Origin of the sequence: Bacillus pfraonensis, assembly GCF_050768835.1 — a bacterium.
In the GTDB taxonomy this organism is placed as follows: domain Bacteria; phylum Bacillota; class Bacilli; order Bacillales; family Bacillaceae_G; genus Bacillus_A; species Bacillus_A pfraonensis.
In genome coordinates this window covers 13,160-34,718 of record NZ_JAHCDO010000010.1, presented here as the reverse complement: position 1 = coordinate 34,718, position 21,559 = coordinate 13,160, and the positions used below count along the sequence as shown (strand labels likewise).

At 35.5% G+C, this 21,559-nt stretch carries 21 protein-coding genes; 15 read left to right on the top strand and 6 right to left on the bottom strand.

Translation table 11 applies throughout. The features are described from left to right. Positions 1-33: 33 nt before the first annotated feature. A complete protein-coding gene (locus tag KFD70_RS11325) occupies positions 34-279 on the bottom strand; it encodes a cytoplasmic protein (RefSeq protein ID WP_336450627.1) in 246 nt (81 codons plus the stop codon). 304 nt (positions 280-583) lie between these two features. Between KFD70_RS11325 and uvrC the strand changes: the two genes are divergently transcribed. Beyond that, a complete protein-coding gene (gene uvrC, locus KFD70_RS11320; protein ID WP_336450289.1) occupies positions 584-2,368 on the top strand; it encodes an excinuclease ABC subunit UvrC in 1,785 nt (594 codons plus the stop codon). 306 nt (positions 2,369-2,674) lie between these two features. On the opposite strand, the gene KFD70_RS11315 is transcribed toward uvrC, so the two are convergent. Then, complete coding sequence (locus tag KFD70_RS11315) at positions 2,675-3,124, bottom strand: YslB family protein (RefSeq protein WP_017150595.1); 450 nt, start codon at positions 3,122-3,124, stop codon at positions 2,675-2,677. 311 nt (positions 3,125-3,435) lie between these two features. On the opposite strand from KFD70_RS11315, the gene sdhC reads away from it, so the two are divergent. The 5 genes from sdhC to KFD70_RS11290 all read left to right on the top strand — a co-directional run bounded on the left by sdhC (position 3,436) and on the right by KFD70_RS11290 (position 7,769). After that, the gene (gene sdhC, locus KFD70_RS11310; RefSeq protein WP_336450288.1) at positions 3,436-4,062 is read left to right on the top strand and encodes a succinate dehydrogenase cytochrome B558; all 627 of its coding nucleotides are present in this window, start codon (positions 3,436-3,438) and stop codon (positions 4,060-4,062) included. 13 nt (positions 4,063-4,075) lie between these two features. After that, positions 4,076-5,869 (top strand): succinate dehydrogenase flavoprotein subunit, encoded by a 1,794-nt coding sequence (gene sdhA / locus KFD70_RS11305; protein WP_336450287.1) that lies wholly within the window; start codon positions 4,076-4,078, stop codon positions 5,867-5,869. Beyond that, positions 5,862-6,623: a succinate dehydrogenase iron-sulfur subunit gene (gene sdhB / locus KFD70_RS11300; RefSeq protein WP_016116528.1), complete on the top strand. Its 762-nt coding sequence runs from the start codon at positions 5,862-5,864 to the stop codon at positions 6,621-6,623. The genes sdhA and sdhB overlap by 8 nt, the downstream gene beginning before the upstream one ends. 342 nt (positions 6,624-6,965) lie before the next feature. Then, on the top strand, positions 6,966-7,412 hold the full coding sequence (locus KFD70_RS11295) for an acyl-CoA thioesterase (RefSeq protein ID WP_336450286.1): 447 nt from the start codon (positions 6,966-6,968) through the stop codon (positions 7,410-7,412). 57 nt (positions 7,413-7,469) lie between these two features. Beyond that, positions 7,470-7,769 carry a hypothetical protein gene (locus KFD70_RS11290; protein ID WP_336450285.1) on the top strand — a complete coding sequence of 100 codons (300 nt, stop codon included), beginning with the start codon at positions 7,470-7,472 and terminating at the stop codon, positions 7,767-7,769. A 106-nt stretch (positions 7,770-7,875) separates the two neighbouring features. Here the strand turns inward: KFD70_RS11290 and KFD70_RS11285 are convergent, their stop codons facing one another. Together KFD70_RS11285 and KFD70_RS11280 are read right to left on the bottom strand one after the other, a co-directional pair. After that, positions 7,876-8,655 carry a M15 family metallopeptidase gene (locus KFD70_RS11285; RefSeq protein WP_336450284.1) on the bottom strand — a complete coding sequence of 260 codons (780 nt, stop codon included), beginning with the start codon at positions 8,653-8,655 and terminating at the stop codon, positions 7,876-7,878. 231 nt (positions 8,656-8,886) lie between these two features. Next, positions 8,887-9,714, bottom strand: a complete 828-nt coding sequence (locus KFD70_RS11280) for a 5'-nucleotidase, lipoprotein e(P4) family (protein WP_336450283.1) — start codon at positions 9,712-9,714, stop codon at positions 8,887-8,889. Positions 9,715-10,085: 371 nt separating this feature from the next. Here KFD70_RS11280 and KFD70_RS11275 point away from each other — a divergent pair, with 371 nt between their 5' ends. The 3 genes from KFD70_RS11275 (at position 10,086) to KFD70_RS11265 (ending at position 12,741) form a co-directional block, all read left to right on the top strand. After that, positions 10,086-10,970, top strand: a complete 885-nt coding sequence (locus KFD70_RS11275; RefSeq protein WP_336450282.1) for an ABC transporter ATP-binding protein — start codon at positions 10,086-10,088, stop codon at positions 10,968-10,970. A 2-nt stretch (positions 10,971-10,972) separates the two neighbouring features. Then, entirely contained in the window at positions 10,973-12,193 is a 1,221-nt protein-coding gene (locus tag KFD70_RS11270) for an ABC transporter permease (protein ID WP_336450281.1), read from the top strand. 116 nt (positions 12,194-12,309) lie between these two features. Next, positions 12,310-12,741 (top strand): Rrf2 family transcriptional regulator, encoded by a 432-nt coding sequence (locus KFD70_RS11265; protein WP_000512994.1) that lies wholly within the window; start codon positions 12,310-12,312, stop codon positions 12,739-12,741. 56 nt (positions 12,742-12,797) lie between these two features. Here KFD70_RS11265 and KFD70_RS11260 read toward each other — a convergent pair whose 3' ends face one another. Further along, entirely contained in the window at positions 12,798-13,463 is a 666-nt protein-coding gene (locus KFD70_RS11260; protein ID WP_336450280.1) for an aquaporin, read from the bottom strand. Positions 13,464-13,640: 177 nt separating this feature from the next. Beyond that, the gene (locus KFD70_RS11255; RefSeq protein WP_336450279.1) at positions 13,641-14,606 is read right to left on the bottom strand and encodes a DMT family transporter; all 966 of its coding nucleotides are present in this window, start codon (positions 14,604-14,606) and stop codon (positions 13,641-13,643) included. A 105-nt stretch (positions 14,607-14,711) separates the two neighbouring features. Between KFD70_RS11255 and KFD70_RS11250 the strand changes: the two genes are divergently transcribed. The 6 genes from KFD70_RS11250 (at position 14,712) to KFD70_RS11225 (ending at position 21,531) form a co-directional block, all read left to right on the top strand. Further along, positions 14,712-15,284 (top strand): helix-turn-helix domain-containing protein, encoded by a 573-nt coding sequence (locus tag KFD70_RS11250; protein WP_336450278.1) that lies wholly within the window; start codon positions 14,712-14,714, stop codon positions 15,282-15,284. Between the two features lie 119 nt (positions 15,285-15,403). Continuing rightward, the gene (locus tag KFD70_RS11245; protein WP_336450277.1) at positions 15,404-17,122 is read left to right on the top strand and encodes a sensor histidine kinase; all 1,719 of its coding nucleotides are present in this window, start codon (positions 15,404-15,406) and stop codon (positions 17,120-17,122) included. Continuing rightward, on the top strand, positions 17,109-18,275 hold the full coding sequence (locus tag KFD70_RS11240; RefSeq protein WP_336450276.1) for a response regulator transcription factor: 1,167 nt from the start codon (positions 17,109-17,111) through the stop codon (positions 18,273-18,275). Before KFD70_RS11245 ends, KFD70_RS11240 begins: the two co-directional genes overlap by 14 nt. A 187-nt stretch (positions 18,276-18,462) precedes the next feature. Then, on the top strand, positions 18,463-19,713 hold the full coding sequence (locus KFD70_RS11235; protein ID WP_336450626.1) for an ABC transporter substrate-binding protein: 1,251 nt from the start codon (positions 18,463-18,465) through the stop codon (positions 19,711-19,713). Between the two features lie 22 nt (positions 19,714-19,735). After that, positions 19,736-20,680, top strand: a complete 945-nt coding sequence (locus KFD70_RS11230; RefSeq protein ID WP_336450275.1) for a carbohydrate ABC transporter permease — start codon at positions 19,736-19,738, stop codon at positions 20,678-20,680. 23 nt (positions 20,681-20,703) lie between these two features. Next, a complete protein-coding gene (locus tag KFD70_RS11225; protein WP_336450274.1) occupies positions 20,704-21,531 on the top strand; it encodes a carbohydrate ABC transporter permease in 828 nt (275 codons plus the stop codon). Positions 21,532-21,559: the final 28 nt, after the last annotated feature.

The following is a 21,559-nucleotide window of genomic DNA, read 5'->3' as shown; positions in this document are numbered from 1 at the left end:
CCGTAGGGCAGCTTTTTATTTTAATTTATCTAATTAAAACCATCTTTGATGCATTTCTTTTAGAAAGCTTTCTGTGACTTTATATCCAGAATTTTCTCCGATAACAGAGTCAATACCACAGTAGGGACAAACTGCTGTATTATCATCATCCCACCATTCATTAATCCTACTTGGGTGAAAAATTTTTAAACAATAAAAACAACCACATATAGTATCCTTCTCCAAGTAAGTTCTATTATGAGAACAGAAACGGTGTGCGTCTTCAAAATATTTTTCTATTTTTATCCTCCTGTTTACGCTGTTCTTTGATTTTCATATTTGAATGAATTTTTTTGTATTTTATGACCCAATCATTTGCATTGTGTATTAGGAAAGTTTAAAAGGAAAAATTCCAAATTCTATCTTGTTAGTTTAACATGAAAATCAATAGTAAAATACGATATGAAAAGATAAAAATATGTATAATATTTTCATTTTTTTGCGCTTTCCGTTACAATTAAAGAACATATGTTGGGGATTTAACGATTGTATGTTTTTGCTTGGAAACAACAATGATAACCATGTAAGAAACGGAGGTTTACGAGTGCACGAGCATTTAAAAGAAAAATTAGCGATTTTACCAGATCAACCAGGTTGTTATTTAATGAAAGACAAACAAGGAACAGTTATATATGTCGGGAAGGCCAAGGTGTTAAAAAATCGTGTGCGCTCGTATTTTACTGGTTCACATGATGGGAAGACACTCCGTCTTGTTGGAGAAATTGTTGATTTTGAATACATTGTTACCTCCTCAAATCTAGAGGCACTTATTTTAGAATTAAATTTAATTAAAAAGTATGACCCTCGATATAACATTAAATTAAAAGATGATAAAACATATCCATTTATTAAAATTACGGCAGAAAAGCAGCCACGGTTACTTATTACAAGAAATGTAAAAAAAGATAAAGGTAAATATTTTGGGCCTTATCCGAATTCACAGTCAGCGCATGAAACGAAAAAGCTACTGGATCGTATGTATCCGCTGCGTAAGTGCACAAACATGCCAGATAAAGTGTGCTTGTATTATCATATGGGGCAATGTCTAGCGCCTTGTGTTAAAGAGGTAACCGATGAACAAAATAAAGAAATCGTTGATGGAATTACAAAATTTTTAAATGGTGGACATAAGGAGATCCGTTCGGAACTTGAAAAGAAAATGTATGAAGCATCCGAGAAATTAGAATTTGAGCGAGCGAAAGAGTTGCGCGATCAAATCGCCCATATGGATGCAATTATGGAAAAACAGAAGATGATTATGAATGATATTGTTGACCGTGATGTATTTGGGTATGCGGTTGATAAAGGCTGGATGTGCGTGCAAGTTTTCTTTGTTCGGAAAGGTAAGTTAATTGAGCGCGATGTCTCTTTGTTTCCAATTTATGATGAGCCTGAAGAAGGATTTTTAACATTTATCGGTCAATTTTATGAACAAAACAACCATTTTAAACCAAAGGAAATTGTAGTGCCAGGAAGTATTGATCCTGAGTTAGTAGAGCGCTTCTTAGAAGTCGATGTAACGCAGCCGAAACGAGGAAAGAAAAAAGACCTCGTTGAATTGGCAAATAAAAATGCGAAAATCGCTTTAGAAGAGAAGTTTTATTTAATTGAACGTGATGAAGAGCGTACAGTTAAAGCTGTTGAAAATTTAGGTAAGCAGCTTGACATTGAAACACCATATCGTATTGAAGCATTTGATAACTCAAATATCCAAGGTACGAATCCAGTTTCCGCCATGATTGTTTTTATTGATGGAAAGCCAGCGAAAAAAGAGTATCGAAAATATAAGATAAAAACGGTTCAAGGGCCGGACGATTATGAATCGATGCGAGAGGTTGTACGTAGGCGTTATACGCGCGCTTTAAAAGAAAACTTGCCACTACCTGATTTAATTGTGATTGATGGAGGGAAAGGACATCTTGCAGCTGCTAGTGATGTGCTTGAAAATGAACTTGGGCTATATATTCCGATGGCTGGACTTGTTAAAGATGATAAGCACCGTACATCGCATTTAATGATCGGTGATCCTCCTGAGCCTGTTATGCTTGAAAGAAATAGCCAAGAGTTTTATTTACTACAGCGTATCCAAGATGAAGTACATCGATTTGCGATTACGTTCCATCGTCAGCTTCACGGGAAATCAATTATTCAATCTGCTTTAGATGGGATTCCTGGAGTTGGAGAGAAGCGAAAAAAAGTATTGTTAAAACACTTTGGATCACTAAAAAAGATGAAAGAAGCCTCGGTGACAGAATTTGTCGAAGCGGGGATGCCGCAAAATGTTGCAGAAACTATTTATTCCTATTTAACAGATAAGAAGACGTTGTAGTTTACAATGTCTTCTATTTTTTGATATAATTTCAGAAGATTAAAAATCATTAGAAGTGAATGAATATACAATATAAATCCATTTTGATTTTTCGACATATAATCTGTGGCTATGAAAACAAAAATAGTTTTCCATTCATTTCTTCTTTTTGTTTTCACACGGCATGGGGAAAAAGGAGCTGACCCCTTCTATGCATGGTCAAATGCTCTCTCCCACTTAAAAAGAAAAGGTTTATGTCGTTTTTAATTGGATTTATATAGAAAAGTCAACTAAACCTATATGTCTAGTTGACTGTTAATGTGGATTCTACACTTCGACAGGATCTTTTACGTCCCATTTTACAAGAAATGTGATAGAATCCGAACGTTTTTTTTGCTCTTCATATGACTCTGCAACAACATTTCGCTGCTTTTGAATTTGCTCTGCAACAAATCCAGTTTCTAATTGGTAAGAAGAATGTCTATTTTGCTTTTGGCGCTCTGTAATGAGCGGGCTTGTTAGCTGAAAATGCATTTCACGGCGTTTATGCTCGATGATGTTCAAACGGCCCCAACCAGCTTTTTCAAAAAAATGAATGACTTCTTCAATCGTCTCTAGCGGATATTTTCGTGCTAAGTTTCTGCCAGCCCAGTATAAGATGTCATCTAGTTCTTTTCCAATTAGGTCAGGTAATACTTCTTCACGCAGCAGTTCATAAGCGAAGGCGTTCAATGAAACATCTTCAAAAGATGCGATATCAATTGTATTTTTGCTCACAATATTCCCCTCTTTCTATAGGAATTATTATATAACATTTCCCATTTATAAAAACAGAACTTTCTTTGGGAAAATCTGAATATAGGGGAAGAAAAAAGGAATTGGCAAATTATATGCAAATTATGTACAAATTATGTATACGTTTTCTTGACGCTTCGACAAAAATAGGAGTAAAATGAACTTGGTATCAAATTATGCTGAAATATTTCGAATAATTTTTTCAGTTTTTCTTATAGCAATAGTGAAAAAACATTATTGTTATAAACTAATCTGAAAGCAGCAGTCAAACATTCAAGGGGGGTAATGGGGACATGAAAGGCCGCGAGTATACGTTTCGCAAGTGGCACTCATTAATGGGAGTCATCCCGGTTGGTGTCTTTTTGACGCAACATTTAGTAGTAAACAATTTTGCAACAAGAGGGGCAGAGGCTTTTAACAAAGCTGCACATTTTATGGAGCTCCTTCCATTCCGGTATGCGCTAGAAATTTTCGTTATCTTTTTACCGATACTGTACCATGCTATATATGGATTATATATTGCATTTACAGCTAAGAACAATGCGACATCTTATAGTTATTTCCGTAACTGGATGTTTGTCTTCCAACGAATCTCAGGTATCGTTACGTTGATTTTCATAGCTTGGCATGTTTGGGAAACTCGTATTCAAGCATTGTTAGGTAAACAGGTAAATTATGACATGATGGCAGATATTTTAAGCAATCCAGCTATGTTTGGCTTCTACTTAGTTGGGGTTGTATCAACAATTTTCCACTTTGCAAATGGACTATGGACATTCTGCATTAGCTGGGGAATTACAGTATCGCCACGTTCACAACGTATCTCTACTTATGTAACATTAGCTATTTTCTTAGGTTTATCTTATGTAGGTGTGAGTGCATTATTAGCGTTCATCGATCCACAGCTAGCAAATCAGTAAGGAGTGGGAGAGCATGAAAGGGAAACTTATAGTAGTCGGCGGTGGCTTAGCCGGCTTAATGGCAACGATTAAGGCAGCAGAAGCAGGAGTAAATGTGGAACTGTTCTCTTTAGTACCAGTAAAACGTTCGCATTCTGTATGTGCACAAGGTGGTATTAACGGTGCCGTAAATACGAAAGGTGAAGGGGATTCTCCATGGATTCACTTTGACGATACAATTTATGGTGGGGACTTCTTAGCGAACCAACCGCCAGTTAAAGCAATGTGTGAAGCAGCACCTGGTATTATTCATTTAATGGACCGCATGGGTGTTATGTTCAATCGTACGGAAGAAGGACTTCTTGACTTCCGACGTTTTGGTGGAACACAACATCACCGTACAGCATTTGCTGGTGCAACAACAGGACAACAGCTATTGTACGCTTTAGATGAGCAAGTGCGTCGTCATGAAGTAGCAGGGCTTGTAACGAAATATGAAGGTTGGGATTTCTTACGCGCTGTTGTGGATGACGAAGGTGTATGCCGCGGAATCGTTGCACAAGACTTACAATCTATGGAGATTAAGAGTTTCCGAGCTGATGCCGTGATTATGGCAACAGGGGGCCCTGGTATCATCTTCGGAAAATCAACAAACTCTATTATCAATACAGGTACGGCAGCATCTGCTGTATATCAACAAGGCGCATATTATGCAAATGGTGAATTCATTCAAATTCATCCAACTGCAATTCCAGGGGACGATAAATTACGTCTAATGAGTGAATCTGCACGTGGTGAAGGTGGACGCGTTTGGACATATAAAGATGGTAAACCATGGTACTTCTTAGAAGAGAAATACCCTGCATACGGAAACCTTGTACCTCGTGATATTGCAACGCGTGAAATCTTTGACGTGTGTGTAGAACAAAAACTAGGTATTAATGGTGAAAACATGGTGTATCTAGATCTTTCTCATAAAGATCCGAAAGAGTTAGATATTAAACTTGGTGGAATCATTGAAATCTATGAAAAATTCACAGGTGATGATCCTCGTAAACTACCGATGAAAATCTTCCCAGCTGTTCACTACTCAATGGGCGGACTATGGGTTGATTATAAGCAAATGACAAGTATTCCAGGATTATTTGCAGCAGGTGAGTGTGATTACTCTATGCACGGTGGTAACCGATTAGGGGCGAACTCATTATTATCAGCGATTTACGGTGGTATGGTAGCGGGACCAAATGCGATTGAATATATGAAAGGTCTTTCAAAATCATCTGATGCTGTTTCATCTGCTTTATATGAGCAAAATGAATTAATCGAAACAGAGAAATTTAACAATATTTTAACGTTAGATGGTAATGAAAATGCATATGTTCTTCATAAAGAGCTTGGAGAATGGATGACAGATAATGTAACAGTAGTTCGTGAAAATAAAAAGTTATTAGAAACAGATGCAAAAATTCAAGAGTTAATGGAGCGTTATAAACGCATTAACATTAACGATACAGCAAAATGGAGTAACCAAGGTGCTTCATTTACACGTCAACTGGCAAATATGTTTGAATTGGCACGTGTTATTACAATTGGTGCATATAACCGTAATGAAAGCCGCGGTGCGCACTATAAACCAGAATTCCCAAATCGTGATGATGCGAACTTCTTAAAAACGACAATGGCGAAGTTTGAGGGAGAAGGAAATGCACCAGCATTCCATTACGAAGACGTTGATATTTCATTAATCAAGCCACGTAAACGTGATTATTCTTCAAAACATGATGTAGCTGCTAAGGGTGAAGAGAAGGGGGATAAACAACATGTCTGAGAAAACAATCCGCCTCATCATTACGAGACAAGATGGACCAGATGCACAATCGTTTGATCAGGAATTTGAAATTCCGTATCGCCCAAATATGAATATTATTTCGGCTCTTATGGAAATTCGTCGTAATCCTGTTGATGCAAAAGGAAACCATACAACTCCTGTTGCATGGGATATGAACTGTTTAGAAGAAGTATGTGGTGCTTGTTCTATGGTGATTAATGGTAAACCACGTCAATCATGTACAGCACTTATCGATAAATTAGAACAACCAGTTCGTATAAAACCGATGAAGACATTCCCGGTTGTACGTGATTTACAAGTTGACCGTAGTCGTATGTTTGATGCGTTAAAACGTGTTAAAGCTTGGGTTCCAATTGATGGTACGTATGATCTAGGACCAGGACCAAGAATGCCAGAGAAAAAACGCCAATGGGCATATGAACTTTCAAAATGTATGACATGTGGTGTTTGCTTAGAGTCATGTCCGAACGTAAATAGTAAATCTGACTTTATCGGACCAGCACCGCTTTCACAAGCTCGTTTGTTTAACTCACATCCAACTGGTGAAATGCATAAAGCAGAGCGCTTACGTGCAATTATGGGTGATGGTGGACTTGCAAACTGTGGTAACTCACAAAACTGCGTGCAATCATGTCCAAAAGGTATTCCATTAACAACATCAATTGCAGCATTAAACCGTGATACAACAATTCAGTCGTTTAAAGATTTCTTTGGTAGCGACAATAACTATTAATAAATATTGCCTCTTCGATTTGAAGAGGCAATATTTATATAGGTTTCTATCATTTGAATTTTTGCTCTATTCTGAAATAAATTGTGTTACTTATTATATAAATACAGATTGAAAAACTGATATAAAATCATTCCTTTTAGGTGGAAGAGGGGATCCATTCATGGCTAGAAGCGGTCAGTGCCTATTTTATAGTCCCATGCCAAGTGAGGACAAAAGGAGAAAGCGAGTGGAGATCTTCTTTTGTTTTCATAGCCGTGACTTAGGTGCTTGAAGATCAAAATGGATATATATGTCGGAAAATTAAAATAAATATATAGGATAAAAGAAAAAGGAGAGAAGAACATGAAGAAGATTTCCTACATTGAAGACTTTGAGAGATGGGAAAAAGGTTTTTCCTTTTATATTCCTGTGAAAGTTCGTTTTTGTGAAACGGATATGTTTGGACACATGAATAATGGTGTTGCTTTTACATATTTTGAAGAGGCACGTATTGAATTTTTTAAAGAGCTTGGTTTTATGCAAGAATGGACACATGAAGCATCCGAAACAATGATCGTTGTTGCTGACTTACAGTGTAACTTTTTGAAGCAGATTTTCTTTGATGAAAACTTAAAAGTTTATGTGAAAGCGGAATCAATTGGAAATTCTTCTTTAGATTTACACTACATGGTGAAGAATGAAGCTGGAGAGATTTGCTTAGTCGGGCGCGGGGCAATGGTGCAAGCGTCCAAGAAAACGGGAAAAGGAGAACCGTGGCTGGAAGAATGGAAGCAAAAGTTACTGCAATAAAGTGAGATATGAATAGGGTAGACGCATATAAAAATAATAATGTTGACGGAGGATCCAATGACCATCTATTATTTTTGTTTTGAGGCTATACCGTGTTCCGATAATCCAGAAAAGAATGACTGTACAGGAGCGTTTATTAATTTTTGGATAGGTTCAAGTGATACGAACGTAGCATTGACTGAAGCAAATCACTACATTGAGAATGAAGGATGGAAAGTAATAAATGTTAAGGAGCAATTTATCGCAGATCGAAAGCAGTACGAGACGGATTATGAATTAAAGGAAGAACTTGAGTGTTTTGATCGAGCCAAAAAGGATGGGATTGCCGCTATCTTTTACACGTGGTCTGAAGAATGATGAAATATAGTATGTTAAGTGGAAAAAAATAAAAGTAGAAAACATATTATATATGGTTAATATGTTTTCTACTTTATTTTTTATATCTGGATAAGAGAGGAGCCTCTTATTTTTTTGCACCCATTGCTTCTTCCAATGTTAAGTGATGTTTATGTAAGTATGTAGCATATGGATTACCGACGTATCTAAGGTGCCATGGTTCATATGAGTATTCTGTTGTATCTGTTTTATCTTCTAAATAGCGAATAACAAAGCCGAATTCATGAGCATGTTTGGCTACCCATTTTCCTTCGTTTGTTTCGCCAAAAATAGGTTCTAACTGATATTTTGCAGATTTAGAGCTAATATCCATTGCAAGGCCTGTTTGATGTTCACTTGTTCCAGGGATTGCGCTTACCGAATCTGCTTCAGTTTGTCCTTGTCTTTTTATGTACATATTATGCAACGATTGTTGTCGTTTATAAGAGCGGTATCCTGATACTGCAGTAAGTTCTAGCCCTTGCTCTTTTGCTGCATGGAACATCTTTTCAAGCGCTGCCGCAGCATCTTTACGAAGTAATGTTTTTTCTTTATCTTTTGGATATGCAAATGGAACGTCTGGTTTTATAAGGCCATCTGGTGTATAGCCATCTGGTAGTTTACGATGTTTATTTACTAATACAAGAGGTGAATCCGGATTTGTAACAAGGGAGAAGTTCTCATCTATTTTTTTTGCTGTATGAGCTGCTTTTGGAAATACAGGAATCTCTTCTTTTGGGTGTTCAATATGTTTCTTTGTTTCGACAGCTTTCGCTTCATTTTGTAGTGGAGATTTAGAGCCGAAGTAAGCGAAGGATGTGATACCGATTACAATCGCAGTGGCAGAAATAATAATTACTTTTTTCATAACGCTGTGTAATCTCAGTCCTTTCATATAGTTTGTCTAACAGTCTTTATTATAAGTCTAGTTATTATAAAAAGAAATATAAGAGTCATAACGTAATAGAATTGCAAAGAAAATGTCAAAAAATGTGTGATTTTGTTGAATTATATATAACGTTCGGATATATATATAATTGGATTTATGGAATTGGGAGAGAAAATAGCAAAAAAGGATGGCCTAGGCCATCCTTTTTTGCTATTTTACTTCAAATGATTTTAAGTTATCACGACGAATTTTATCTTTTTCTGCATCAGATTTTTTGAAGTTGTAATCATATAGTGCACCTTCCCAATCACCATACATTGGGTTAGGGAAAATGATAAATTTTTCGCCAAACTGTTCTTTTGTTTCTTCAACTGTTTGATTGCGATCTTTTACAGATTTTCCATCGAATCCAGTGAAGTCAGATAAGTTGTCACCAAAGAATAGGACAATATCATGCGATTGTGAAACAAGTTCACGGCGCTTTTCTTTCCCTTTTTCTTTCGGATCTTGTAGTAAAATGTGTTCTTTCGTTGCTTGCGGAGCACCAACGCGCTCAAGGTTTTTAATTGTTGCATCTAGTTGGTTTGTTTTGCGATTTGAAATGTAATAAATGTCTACACCTTTAGATTCCGTATATTTTAAGAAGTCAATTGCACCAGGAAGAGCCTCAGCTTCTGCTTTATTGATCCACTCATCCCATTTATAAGGATAGCCCTTTCCTTCTTTCACAGTCATTGCTTGGTGAGGACTGTTATCTAAAACAGTCTCATCTAAATCTAGTACAATTGCTGGCTTTTTGCTTGTACCTTTTGCAAGAGCTGCATCAAGTTTCAATTGTCCAATGTTATACCCTTGATAATACAATGCTTTCGTTTCACCAGCTGTTTGGAACCATAAATCAGCCATGAGTTGCTGGTCTGTTAATTTTACTTTTTCTTCTTTTGCCACAGTTTTCTCTGCTGTTCCTGAACATCCTACAAGTGATGTAGAGAGAACGGCTACAGATAATAATGTGGTAATTCCCCTTTTCATCTTCATATGTATCCTCCTTGATGTAAATAAATCATTTAATATTATATATTAAAATATAATATTTTACGTAATCTTTTTTATGAACTTTTGCATATTGTCCTTTGTATATACAGTAGTATGTCCTATTTAAGTATAATAAGTAAGGAATTAGATGATGATAAATGACAATGTTTTTTGTCATAATGACAATTATAATTGACAAATGCTAGATTTTTATTTACAATTTTAACTAAATGAAACAAATGGTGGATGGATATATGAGGGATCTTAAATTTGATTATAAAAATTAAAAGATTTATATATGTTACAATATTTCTCCTGTATTCAACATACCATTTAGAAGATTGGAAGAATGCTGAAAAAGGGGAGGGCTATATTTGAGCTTACAAATAAAAAACTTAACGAAAATATTTGGAGAATCAAAAGCGGTCAATCAATTGAAAATTTCATTACCAAAAGGTGAAGTGTTAGGACTACTTGGAAGAAATGGTGCAGGAAAAACGACAACGATTAAAATGCTTCTTGGTTTATTAACTCCTAATGAAGGATCCATTACATGGAATGGGAAAGCAATTTCTCAAAGTGGTGTAACAATTGGTTATCTTCCGGAAGAAAGAGGATTATATACGAAAAGTAGAGTGATAGACCAGCTTCGCTATTTTGGTAGATTAGAAGGAATGACAAAAAAAGAAGTAGACCGTGCGATTGATCGATGGTTAGAAAAATTGGCAATCCCGGAATATAAATACAAAACGGCAGGGGAGCTTTCAAAAGGAAATCAGCAAAAAATCCAATTAATTGCTGCGCTTATTCACGATCCAGAGCTCCTTATTTTAGATGAGCCGTTTAGCGGACTAGATCCAGTGAATGCTGGTATGTTAGCAAACATTATTGAAGAACAAGTGCAAAGTGGAAAAACAATTATCTTATCTAGCCATCGTATGGAACAAGTAGAAGCGTTTTGCCAACATGTGTGTATTTTGAAAAAAGGGGAAGCGGTTGTAGAAGGAAAACTAAGCGATATTAAGCAAGAATACGGTTTTCGAAATTTAACAATTGAAGATGCGGTGGAAAATGAACAAGCATTACAAGCCTTGCATATTTCGTATGAAAAACAACAAGGACTGCTATATGTGAAAGTCCACGATGATGCAGAAGCTTTAATGATTTTAAAGAAATTGCAGGAACAAGGTATAAGCTTAAGACAATTTAAAATGTTAGAGCCGACGCTAAACGAAATATTTGTAGAAAGGGCGAAATAACAATGCGTAAATTTTCTCATGTATTTTCATTTTATTTTAGAGAATCATTTTTATCTAAAAAATCTTTGATTACGAGTGCTATTTTATTTTTAATTGTGTTTGGGATTGTAGCATTTACCCACTTTACTTCTGATACAGATAAAGGGAAAGATAAAATTGCGGTGGTAACAGAAAGTGCTACATATAAAGTAAAAGAAAGTGATTTAAATAAATTACTTCCTTCAGCAAAAGTAACTGTAGCCTCAAAGGAAGAGTTTGATAAACTGCATAAGAGAGTGGAAGAAGGAGATTTAGACGGTTTATTTCATATCACAGAAAAAAATGGTATTCCAGAAGTTACGTATATGTATAGTGGATTTCCAAGTCAGTCAACTTCTACGCTCATGGCAAGTTATTTGAAGGAGCAATACACAGCTGTAATGATTAAGAAGAATAATGTTTCACCAGAAGTAGCGAAACAATTACAAATAGAAATTCCCATGAAGCAAGAGGCAATAAAAGATCGCGCATCTTCTTTTGGTATCGGTTATGCATTTTCGTTTGCGCTGTATATGTTTATTATCTCATTTGGAAATGCAATTGGGACAACAATTGCATCTGAAAAAGCATCACGTGTTATGGAACTTATGCTTCCAAAAGTAAAACCGCTTACGATGATGTATGCGAAAATTTTAGCTGTTGTAGCTACAGCTTTATTACAAATTGCTGTACTTGCTTGTGGATTTATCATTCCGTATTTATTAGGATGGATTGATTTAGATAATGCTTCAATATTTGGACTTTCTTTAGATTTTTCAACTTTAGATACATTAGTGGTCAGTATGTTTATTATCTACTTTATTACAGGATATTTACTATATGCAATGTTATATGCAGCGGCTGGAGCAGTTGTATCTAAGTTAGAAGATTTACAATCAGTTGCATTGCCGATTACATTTTTAGGTATGGGAGCATTCTTCATTAGTATGAAGTCGCTATTTGATCCAAATAGTACACTTGTTTTAATTAGTTCATATATTCCGTTCTTTACACCGATGGTTACGTTCTCACGCGTTGTAGCTGGGGAAGCAGGAGTGTTAGAGATTAGCGTTACATTAGCAATTTTAGTTGTAACAATTTTAATTATTAATTGGATTGCCAGCCGCATTTTCGTCAATGGTGTGATGAATTACTCTGATAAAGTGAAATTCAAAGATTTAGCTAAATTTATTAAGCGTCAATAATCATGAAAGCATGATTTTCTAAGGGAATCATGCTTTTTCTTTATGTATAAATGAAATATAGTATATAATAATAGGTATCAGCTTTTGATAGAATGAACGTAAAGGAGGGTGTGCAGATGGGAATTAGTAGCCGTTTTACAGTAGGTGTTCATATGTTAACGTTACTTGCGATAGATCGAAACTCTCGCTGTACCTCTGAATGGATTGCCGGTAGTGTGAATACAAATCCAGTTGTGATTCGCCGCATTACAGGAATGTTGAAGAGAGCGGGGCTTGTTGATGTTCAGGCCGGAAAAGGTGGTACATCACTTGCTCGTGATTTAGATGAGATTACATTACTTGATGTATATAAAGCAGTAGAAGTAGTGGAAGAAGGGCATCTATTTTCTTTCCATGAGAATCCTAACATTGAATGTCCAGTAGGAGCGAATATTCAATCGGTATTGGAGATTATATTAATGCAAGCACAAGAAGCGATGGAAAATGTACTTGCAAATGTAACTGTTCAGCAGCTTGTGACAAACTTACAATCGAAAATTCGGAATTAAGAAGCGAGCCTCATATAAAAGGCTCGCTTCTTTCAATCTTAAAAAGATTGAAAATTCTATCTTTCAGTATTTAATACAAATTTCCCTATAATGGCAGCAACAACACCACCAAGAATCGGAGCGACAATAAATACCCATAATTGAGATACAGCTTCTCCTCCAGCAAATAAAGCTGGTGCTAGGCTACGGGCAGGGTTAACTGAAGTTCCTGTTAATGGGATGCCTAGTAAGTGAACTAATACTAACGTGAAACCAATTACTAATCCAGCGAATTGTGCATTACCCCTTTTACCTGTTACAGCAATAATAACTAAAATAAAGACGAATGTTAAAATAAATTCAACTAAGAAAGAGCCTGATAATTCAAGTTTCCCAAAACCATTTTGTCCTAAGTTATCTAAAGACATATTAGCAGATTTTAAAATTGTTACTAATGTTGTAGTTCCTAATAAACCACCTAAAACTTGAGCTAATAAGTAACACCCAAGCTCTTTAGCATTCATTCGTTCGTTTATGAACATGGCAATTGATACTGCTGGGTTTATGTGACATCCAGAAATTGTTCCAATGCTATATGCCATAGCAACAATTGATAAACCAAAAGCCATGGCGATTCCTAAAATACCAATTCCTTCAATTCCGCCGCCTAAAACAGCAGTTCCAGTTCCGAATAATACAAGTACAAAAGTTCCAATAAATTCAGAAATTCCTTTTTTTAGCATAATTTCCCTCCTTAAAATACGCATGAGAACGTATTATAACATAGAATGATGCTGTTCTAATTATAAACAAGGAATGAAAAAATATTCCGATTAAATAAATGATTAAGATTTATACAATTTTAATTACATAAAAAAACATGGTTCTCCAAAGAAGAATCATGTTTTTTTAACGCCCTGTTATGCTGTTTTCTTTTGCCCAGCGACTGGAACAGAACGATTCAAAATACTATTTGTGACCATTCCAGCCATAATGATAATCATCCCAATAAGTGAGAGTCCGATAGGGAATGAACCATTTAAGAAAATGATTTCACCAAGAACAGTAAATATCATCGTTCCGGCTTGTGTTGCTTCTACAGCACCTAGTAAGGAAAGGTTATCTTTTGCTAAATCTGTGGCAAAGAAAAATGTCATTGTCGCAATAACACCTGAACATAGTGCTAATAAAAATCCTTGAAGCATTTGTCCTGATGTTGGTATACCCGTTTCCCAAAAACCATATATTCCAAGAATCACTGCTATAGGAAGACTACCAATCGCCATTCCTAATACACGCTGGAATGTATCAAGGCGTCCCCCTACAACTTCCATCATTTTTCGATTACCAAATGGATATAGGAAAGCTGCAAGAACAACAGGAAGAAAACCAGATATAAATTGAGTTGCTGTAATATGCCCAGCTTCTGTTGCTTGCATGCAAATGACACCGATTAAAATGAAAAGTGATACGTATAAACTACGAAGTGGGATTTTGCCTCGTACACGTTTTGTCCCTGTTTTTGTTTCAGTCGTAATAAAAAATAATGGCGATAGTAGCAAGCCAGCTAGTATTGTAACTTGCCAAGTTCCCGCAACAAGCCAAGCTGGAGAAAAGACAGCTGCAAAGCTTAATAAAGAATAGAAACCGATACCTGCTAAAGACCCCCAGCCTAGCCATGCAAAAGGATGTTTTCGCATTTCTGACCAGAGTCCCCCGAGGTTTTTGCGAAATAAAACGATAAGGAATAAAATAGGAAGAGCGAATAAAAAGCGGAAAGAAGCAGTCCAAGCCCAGCTTGTTCCGGATACATTCATCGCTCTATTAATAATAAATGTTGCAGAGAAAAAAGCTGATGATAAAATACCTAATAATATTGCACGCATGATGCGTAAGCACTCCTTTCGAGATTTGAAACATTTATGTATAGTATAATATACTAAAATTATACAAAAGTAAACTATTTTATACTTCGAGGTGATTTTGTTATTATGAAAGAAAAAGAGGATATGCAAACAAAAGAAGTTATTCAGCAAGTTGGTCAGTTATTACGACAAATTCGTAATGAACAAAAATTAAGTTTAGAAGAATTGGCACAAAAAACGGGAGTTAGTAAATTAACATTAGGAAAAATTGAAAGAGGTGAAACGAATCCAACATTAGCCGTCATCTGGAAAATTACGAAGGGGTTGTCAATCCCGTTGTCGAGATTAATGGTAGTTGGAGAACCAGTAGCTATTTCACGATCAGGGGAAGGGTTTGCGGTAGATGCAGGACAAGCATGGCGATTAGAAACTATATTTCGATATACGAAAGAAACCGGCATGGAGATGCATCGTGCTTGTTTAAGGCCCCGGAGTATATACGAGCCAGAGTCTCACCATGAAGGGGCAATTGAACTCGTTACAGTTATGAAGGGACAAGTTGCGATTCAAGTTGAAAATGATGTGTATGAATTAAATGAATTTGATTCGATTCAGTTTGAAGCGAATAAGAAGCATAGTTATAAAAATGCTGGAGATGAAATAGCTGTTTTGCATTTAACGATGAAGTATTCTTCTTAGCTAAAAAAAGAGCGCTTGTAATAAAGCGCTTTTTTTTTATAGATTTTAACGTTATTTTTGATAAAATATATTTAAGTTGGAATATTCTGAAAAAATAAGATGGATAAGTAGGATAAGGGATGGAGCTAATGAAGAAATTTAGATTATGGAGAATGGTGCAACAAATTCGAAAAAGCCTTCGTTTAAAGTTATTAACATGTTTTTTAGTTGTCGCACTTATTCCGCTTATACTGTTTAGCTGGATGTCATATGAAAAGTCATCCAATCTTGTAAATGAACAGTTTGGGGATTATGGAAAGTTTGCTATATCGCAGCTTCAAACTCAGATTGAATTAACATTAAGCCATATGCATTTAATTGCTAGTGATATTCAAGAGTATTTATCAGACCCGACATTAATTGTTTTGAAAAAAGAAGCACCGAAATCGTATTCGGAATTTATTACTGAGAAAAATTTTGAAAGGTTTTTAGAAGCGCATAAAACAGCACAAACGAAGGGAATCTTTTTAATTACACCTAGCGGTTATTATTATGGAGATCGGTATTTAGATGTGCAGAAACTAAAACAAGAAAAATTTTGGGAAGAACAAGGAGATTTATCACAAGGGTATTGGAATGGGATCTATGTTCCGAACCATTACTCTGTAACTGATAAAAACAAAGTAATTGGATTACTTGTTCCAGTCAAAACATCATTTGGTAGCTTGAAAGATAGCCGGATATTAGTAGAAACAGATGCGACGGATTTATTTAAGTTTGTTGATTCATTAGAAACAGATTTGCATGCGCTGATTACGATTCGGGATGAAAAAAAACAGGTGATTTATACGACGGATGAAAATTATAAAAAAAACAAGGGTGATATCATTTGGGAAAAGCCAATTCCATCAAATAAATGGAGTCTAGAAATTATTATCCCAGAAAAAGAATTTTATCAATCTTCTACAATCATTTTGTTTGTTACATTGATTGGAATTGTTGTATCGCTATGCTTAGCTTTTATGTTGGCATTTTTAATCTCGGCTAAGTTAACGGAAAATGTAACGAATTTGGATTATGCAATATCTCAAGTAAGTAAAGGAGATTTTTATACAAATATACCAGTAAATTCACAAGATGAAGTAGGGAGTTTAACTGTGAATTTTAATAAAATGGTTGTCAAAATTAAATCATTAGTAGAGGAAATATATGAGAAGGAAAAGTTGAAAAAAGAAGCTGAGCTCAAAGCAATTCATTATCAAATTAATCCGCACTTGCTATTTAATACGTTAAATTCGATTCAATGGAAAGCAAAGCTTCAGGGGGCAAATGATGTAAGTGAAATGATTTATCATCTTGTTGCTGTGCTAGAAGGAAATTTAAACTTTGCGAATGACCTTGTTACACTCCAAAGTGAATTAACGATTATTGAGCATTATTTAAAAGTACAGGAAATTCGATTTGGGAATCATTTTTCTTATACACAAAATGTCTCGGTTTCTATGAAAGGGGAGCAAATTCCAAGAATGTCGCTTCAGCCTATATTTGAAAATATATTTTTTCATGCTTTCGATGATGGACACGGAATCATTACATTATCGGCATTTGAAAAGGATAATGGTGACTTATGCATACAGATTACCGATGATGGTCGTGGTATTTTTGATAGGCGGAAACAAAATTTATTACAAGAGCCGTCTGCAGAACAAAGAGGTGGACTTGGATTATATAACATCGATCAAAAATTTAAATTGCATTTTGGGATAGAGTATGGATTAACGATTCAATCAGAAGAAAAGAAAGGGACTATAGTTCAGATTCTTTGGCCAAAGGGGGGAGACAGAAATGAAACGCATTAAAGTGCTCATTGCGGATGACGAGACGATTGTTCGAAGGGGCTTGAAAATGGCGGTAGACTGGTCAGCGTATAATATGGAAGTAGTAGCGGATGTGCCAAATGGTGAGAGAGGATGGGAGGAGTTTGTACAGCATGAGCCAGAAGTAGTTATTACGGATATTGTTATGCCTGTTGTAAATGGAATTGAGTTTGTGAAAATGATTAAACAATATGCGCCGAAAACAAAGGTATTATTATTAAGTTGTCATCGTGATTTTGAATATGCGCAAGAAGGAATTAAACTAGGGGTTTCAGGTTATTTATTGAAAACATCGTTTCATGATGAGGAGCTGGATCAATATTTACGAGCATTTCAAAAAGAGTTAATGATTCATAGGGAAGTAGAAGGGATTGAACAGCAAAAATCTCTCTTTTACGAAGATTTTTTTCAATGGTTATGTGGTTTTCAAAATCAGTTTCAAGAAGTACTTGTGGATTTATTTCGTAATGAATGGAAATGGATGAACGATGGGTATTATGCTTGTTTTATAAGATCGGAATCGAGATTACATCTCATATTACAAGAGGTTGATCAAAAGATACCAAATCCACATGTGAAGATATTATGTGGAAAGGAGCAATGTTTCTTATTTCTTAATGAAAACTATAAGGAAATGATGGAGCAAATGTTTATGGATGTAAAGAGTAACTACGAAGAGCTATATTGGATTACATCAGGGGAGCTGTTCAGCACCGAGCAATGGATGGATTCGGTTAAATCGATGAAGCAATTTGCAGAACTTGAGATTAAGTATAAAGTAACGATTAACAATTGGCCAAAAACAATTAAAGAGGCTATTTTGTATACAATGAATCATTTATCAGAGCCAATTGTTGTTTCAGAAGTGGCAGAGATGGTGGGGCTAAGCAGGAGTCATTTTAGTATGCTTTTTAAAAAGATAATAGGTGAAAGTTTCCATTCTTTTACAGAACGAAGAAAACTTGAACTTGCCATGCAAATGCTTCAAACAACCGCACTTACGATTCAAGAGGTAGCGGAACATATTGGTATTTCAAATAGTAAATATTTTAGTAAATGGTTTAAAAAGTGTACAGGAACAACGCCATCAGAATATCGAGAAAAACAATGTGAAACTTTATTTAAAACAAATTGACACCTTACTTTTGTTAAACGAACAATTTGATAACAAAAATCGAACAAAACGATGTTTTTAACCGCTTTCATAAAAGGTAAAATGAAAGCGGTTAAATTATTTATTCTGAAAAATCAGAAATAATAAAGCTTTTTGGAGAAGGGGAGTGTGTGTAGTGAGAAAAATGGTACATGTATGTCTTAGTTTTATGCTCGTACTTATTGTTTTTTTAGCTGGTTGTAGCTCAAATGAGACTGCAAGTAAAAAATCATCAAAGGATGATGAAAAGGAACAAACATCAAATGATGGAAAAGTATTGCGATTTGCAACTTGGGATGCTGGGAAAAATTTAAAGATCCAGCAGCAAATTGCAAAGAAGTTTGAAGAGAAGAATCCGGGAGTAAAAGTACAGGTGGAGGCTTATGGTGATGGTTTTGATCAAAAGCTCGCAGCATCTTTCGGAGCGAAAAACCCACCGGATGTTATGTATATGTGGAATTTCCCAGCTTACTATAAATCTCTTGAGCCTTTAGATGAACTAGCAAAGAAGGATCCAGATATGAAATTAGATGACTTTTATCAAGGGTTATTTAACTACTCTAGTATTGAAGGGAAATTATATGGTATGCCAGCAGGTTTTACAACGCGGGTTATATATTACAATAAAAAGTTATTTGATAAAGCAAATATTCCATACCCGAAAGATGGATGGACTTGGGATGAGTTTGTAGACACTGCGAAAAAGTTAACAGATGCAAGTAATAAACAATATGGCTTTGCTTTACGACCTGAGCCAGATACGTATGATTTACAAGGGTTTATTTGGAGTAACGGTAGTAGTTTTGTAAGTGAAGATGGGAAACAAATAAAAGGACATATGAATAGTCCAGAAACAATTGAGGTTATGAAATCTTTTCAAAGTATGCTAAAGGATAAAACGGCTGTATTAGTAGGTGGAAAGAATCAACAGAGTGGTGACGATATTTTTAAAGCGAATAAGCTAGCGATGTGGGAGAGTGGAATTTGGCCATTAGAAGGATTTAAAGATGCAAAAATTGATTTTGGTACAGTAGAACCTCCTACATTTAAAGGGAAACCGGTAAAGGGACTTGTTGGTACATCAGCTGTTTCAATTGCAAAGGATGCAAAACAGAAAGAGTTAGCTTGGGAATTTGTTAAATTTTACTCTTCATCAGAAGCGATTAAAATGCGAACTTCTGATTTACCAGTTCGAATCAGTGTTGTGAAAGAACTGAAGAAAGAAGAAGATGCGAATATTAAACCGTTTTACACAATGCTAGAACGTTCAACAAATACACCAGCATTTTTACTTAACCCAAAATGGGATGAAGTAAATCGGAATTTATCAGCGGCAATTAATGCAATTATGCTTGGACAAGATCCAGAGAAATTATTAAATAAAGCGGTTCAAGATTCAGAGAAGTATATGGATAAATAATTGTAAAAGCAAAGAGGTGTGGATGTTGAAATATGGAGTGTCTATAGAGGGTGAAACGAATATAGCCGTCAGAAAAAAGAAAATGAAATGGGAGAAACTCGTTCCTTACGCATTTATATTTCCATGGGTATTTGGCTTTGTAGCCTTTACCCTTGGTCCCCTTTTATTCTCATTGTTTATTAGTTTTTTTGACTGGCCGCTTATTGGAGAAGTTCAATTTATTGGATTAAAAAACTACCAAGATATGTTTCTGAATGATCCGATGTTTTGGGATTCTCTATGGATTACGGTGAAATTTGCAGCATTATTTGTTCCGTTTAATTTAATTATTGCTCTATTTTTAGCGATTTTGCTAAATCAAAAAGTAAAAGGACATGCGTTTTTTCGAACATTTTTCTATTTGCCAAGCGTTATTTCTGGTGTGGCTTTAGCAATGATTTGGGCATGGGTGTATAACGGAGAGTATGGCATTTTGAATTATTTTCTATCGCTTGTTGGTATACAAGGACCCAATTGGTTAAGTGATCCGAACTGGTCGCTCATTGCGATGGTAATTGCAAGTTTATGGGGACAAGGTACGCTTATGCTCATTTTTTTAGCAGGATTAAAAAATATTCCGCAAAACTTGTATGAAGCAGCTTCCATTGATGGAGCTAGCAAAGTACAACAATTTTTCAAAATCACATTGCCAATGTTAACGCCGACAATTTTATTTAATTTAATTACAACAATTATCGGTGCGTTTCAACAATTAACATTAGCGCTTGTATTAACGGGTGGAGGACCATTAAAGTCTACCTATTTTTACGCGATGTATGTATATGAAAATGCATTTAAGTATTTTAAAATGGGCTATTCATCAGCGAATGCTTGGTTTATGTTTTTAATCATTTTAGGGTTAACATTACTTGTTTTTAAATCATCAGCAGCGTGGGTTTATTACGAAAATGAGATGAAGTCGAAGTAGAAAATGAATAAGGAGGATGCGGTGTGAAAACGAAGAAGCGCATACATCGAATTGTAGTGTACGCACTATTAATAGGTTTTTCCATTTTATTTTTATTGCCCTTCTTTTGGATGATTACAACATCTGTGAAATCACCAGAAGAATTATATGTATATCCACCAAAGTGGATTCCATCGGAGTTTAAATTTAGTAATTTTGCAAAGGCGTGGACGAGTCAACCATTTAATACTTTTTTATGGAATTCAATTGTTGTAACAGTATTTTCAACAATCGGACAGTTAATCTCATCATCTTTAGTAGCGTATGGTTTTGCACGCTTTAAATTTAAAGGACGCGATATTTTGTTCATGATTGTGCTAGCGACGATGATGATTCCGTGGGAAGTAACAATGATTCCGCTGTATATGGAATTTAATGCTCTTGGCTGGATTAATACGTTAAAACCGTTAATTATTCCATCTTGGTTTGGCGGTGCGTTTTTTATCTTTTTAATGAGACAATTTATTATGTCTGTTCCAAAGGAGCTTGATGAGGCTGCAAGGATGGATGGTGCGAACGCTTTTCAAGTTTACTACCGTATTTATTTACCGATTATGAAACCGATTTTAATTCTTGTTGCTGTTTTTAATATTTTAGGTTGTTGGAACGATTACCTAGGACCGCTTATTTTCTTAAATGACCAAAGTAAATATACATTAACGCTAGGCTTAGCACAGTTTAAAGGTATGTTTGGCGTTGATATGGAAGGGATTATGGCGGTGACATTGTTAATTAGTATTGTACCTCTTGCCCTCTTCTTTTTCGCACAACGCTATATTGTGGAAGAGTCGGGACATACGGGCCTTAAATAATAGAGTGTAGAAATGATGTGACAAAGTG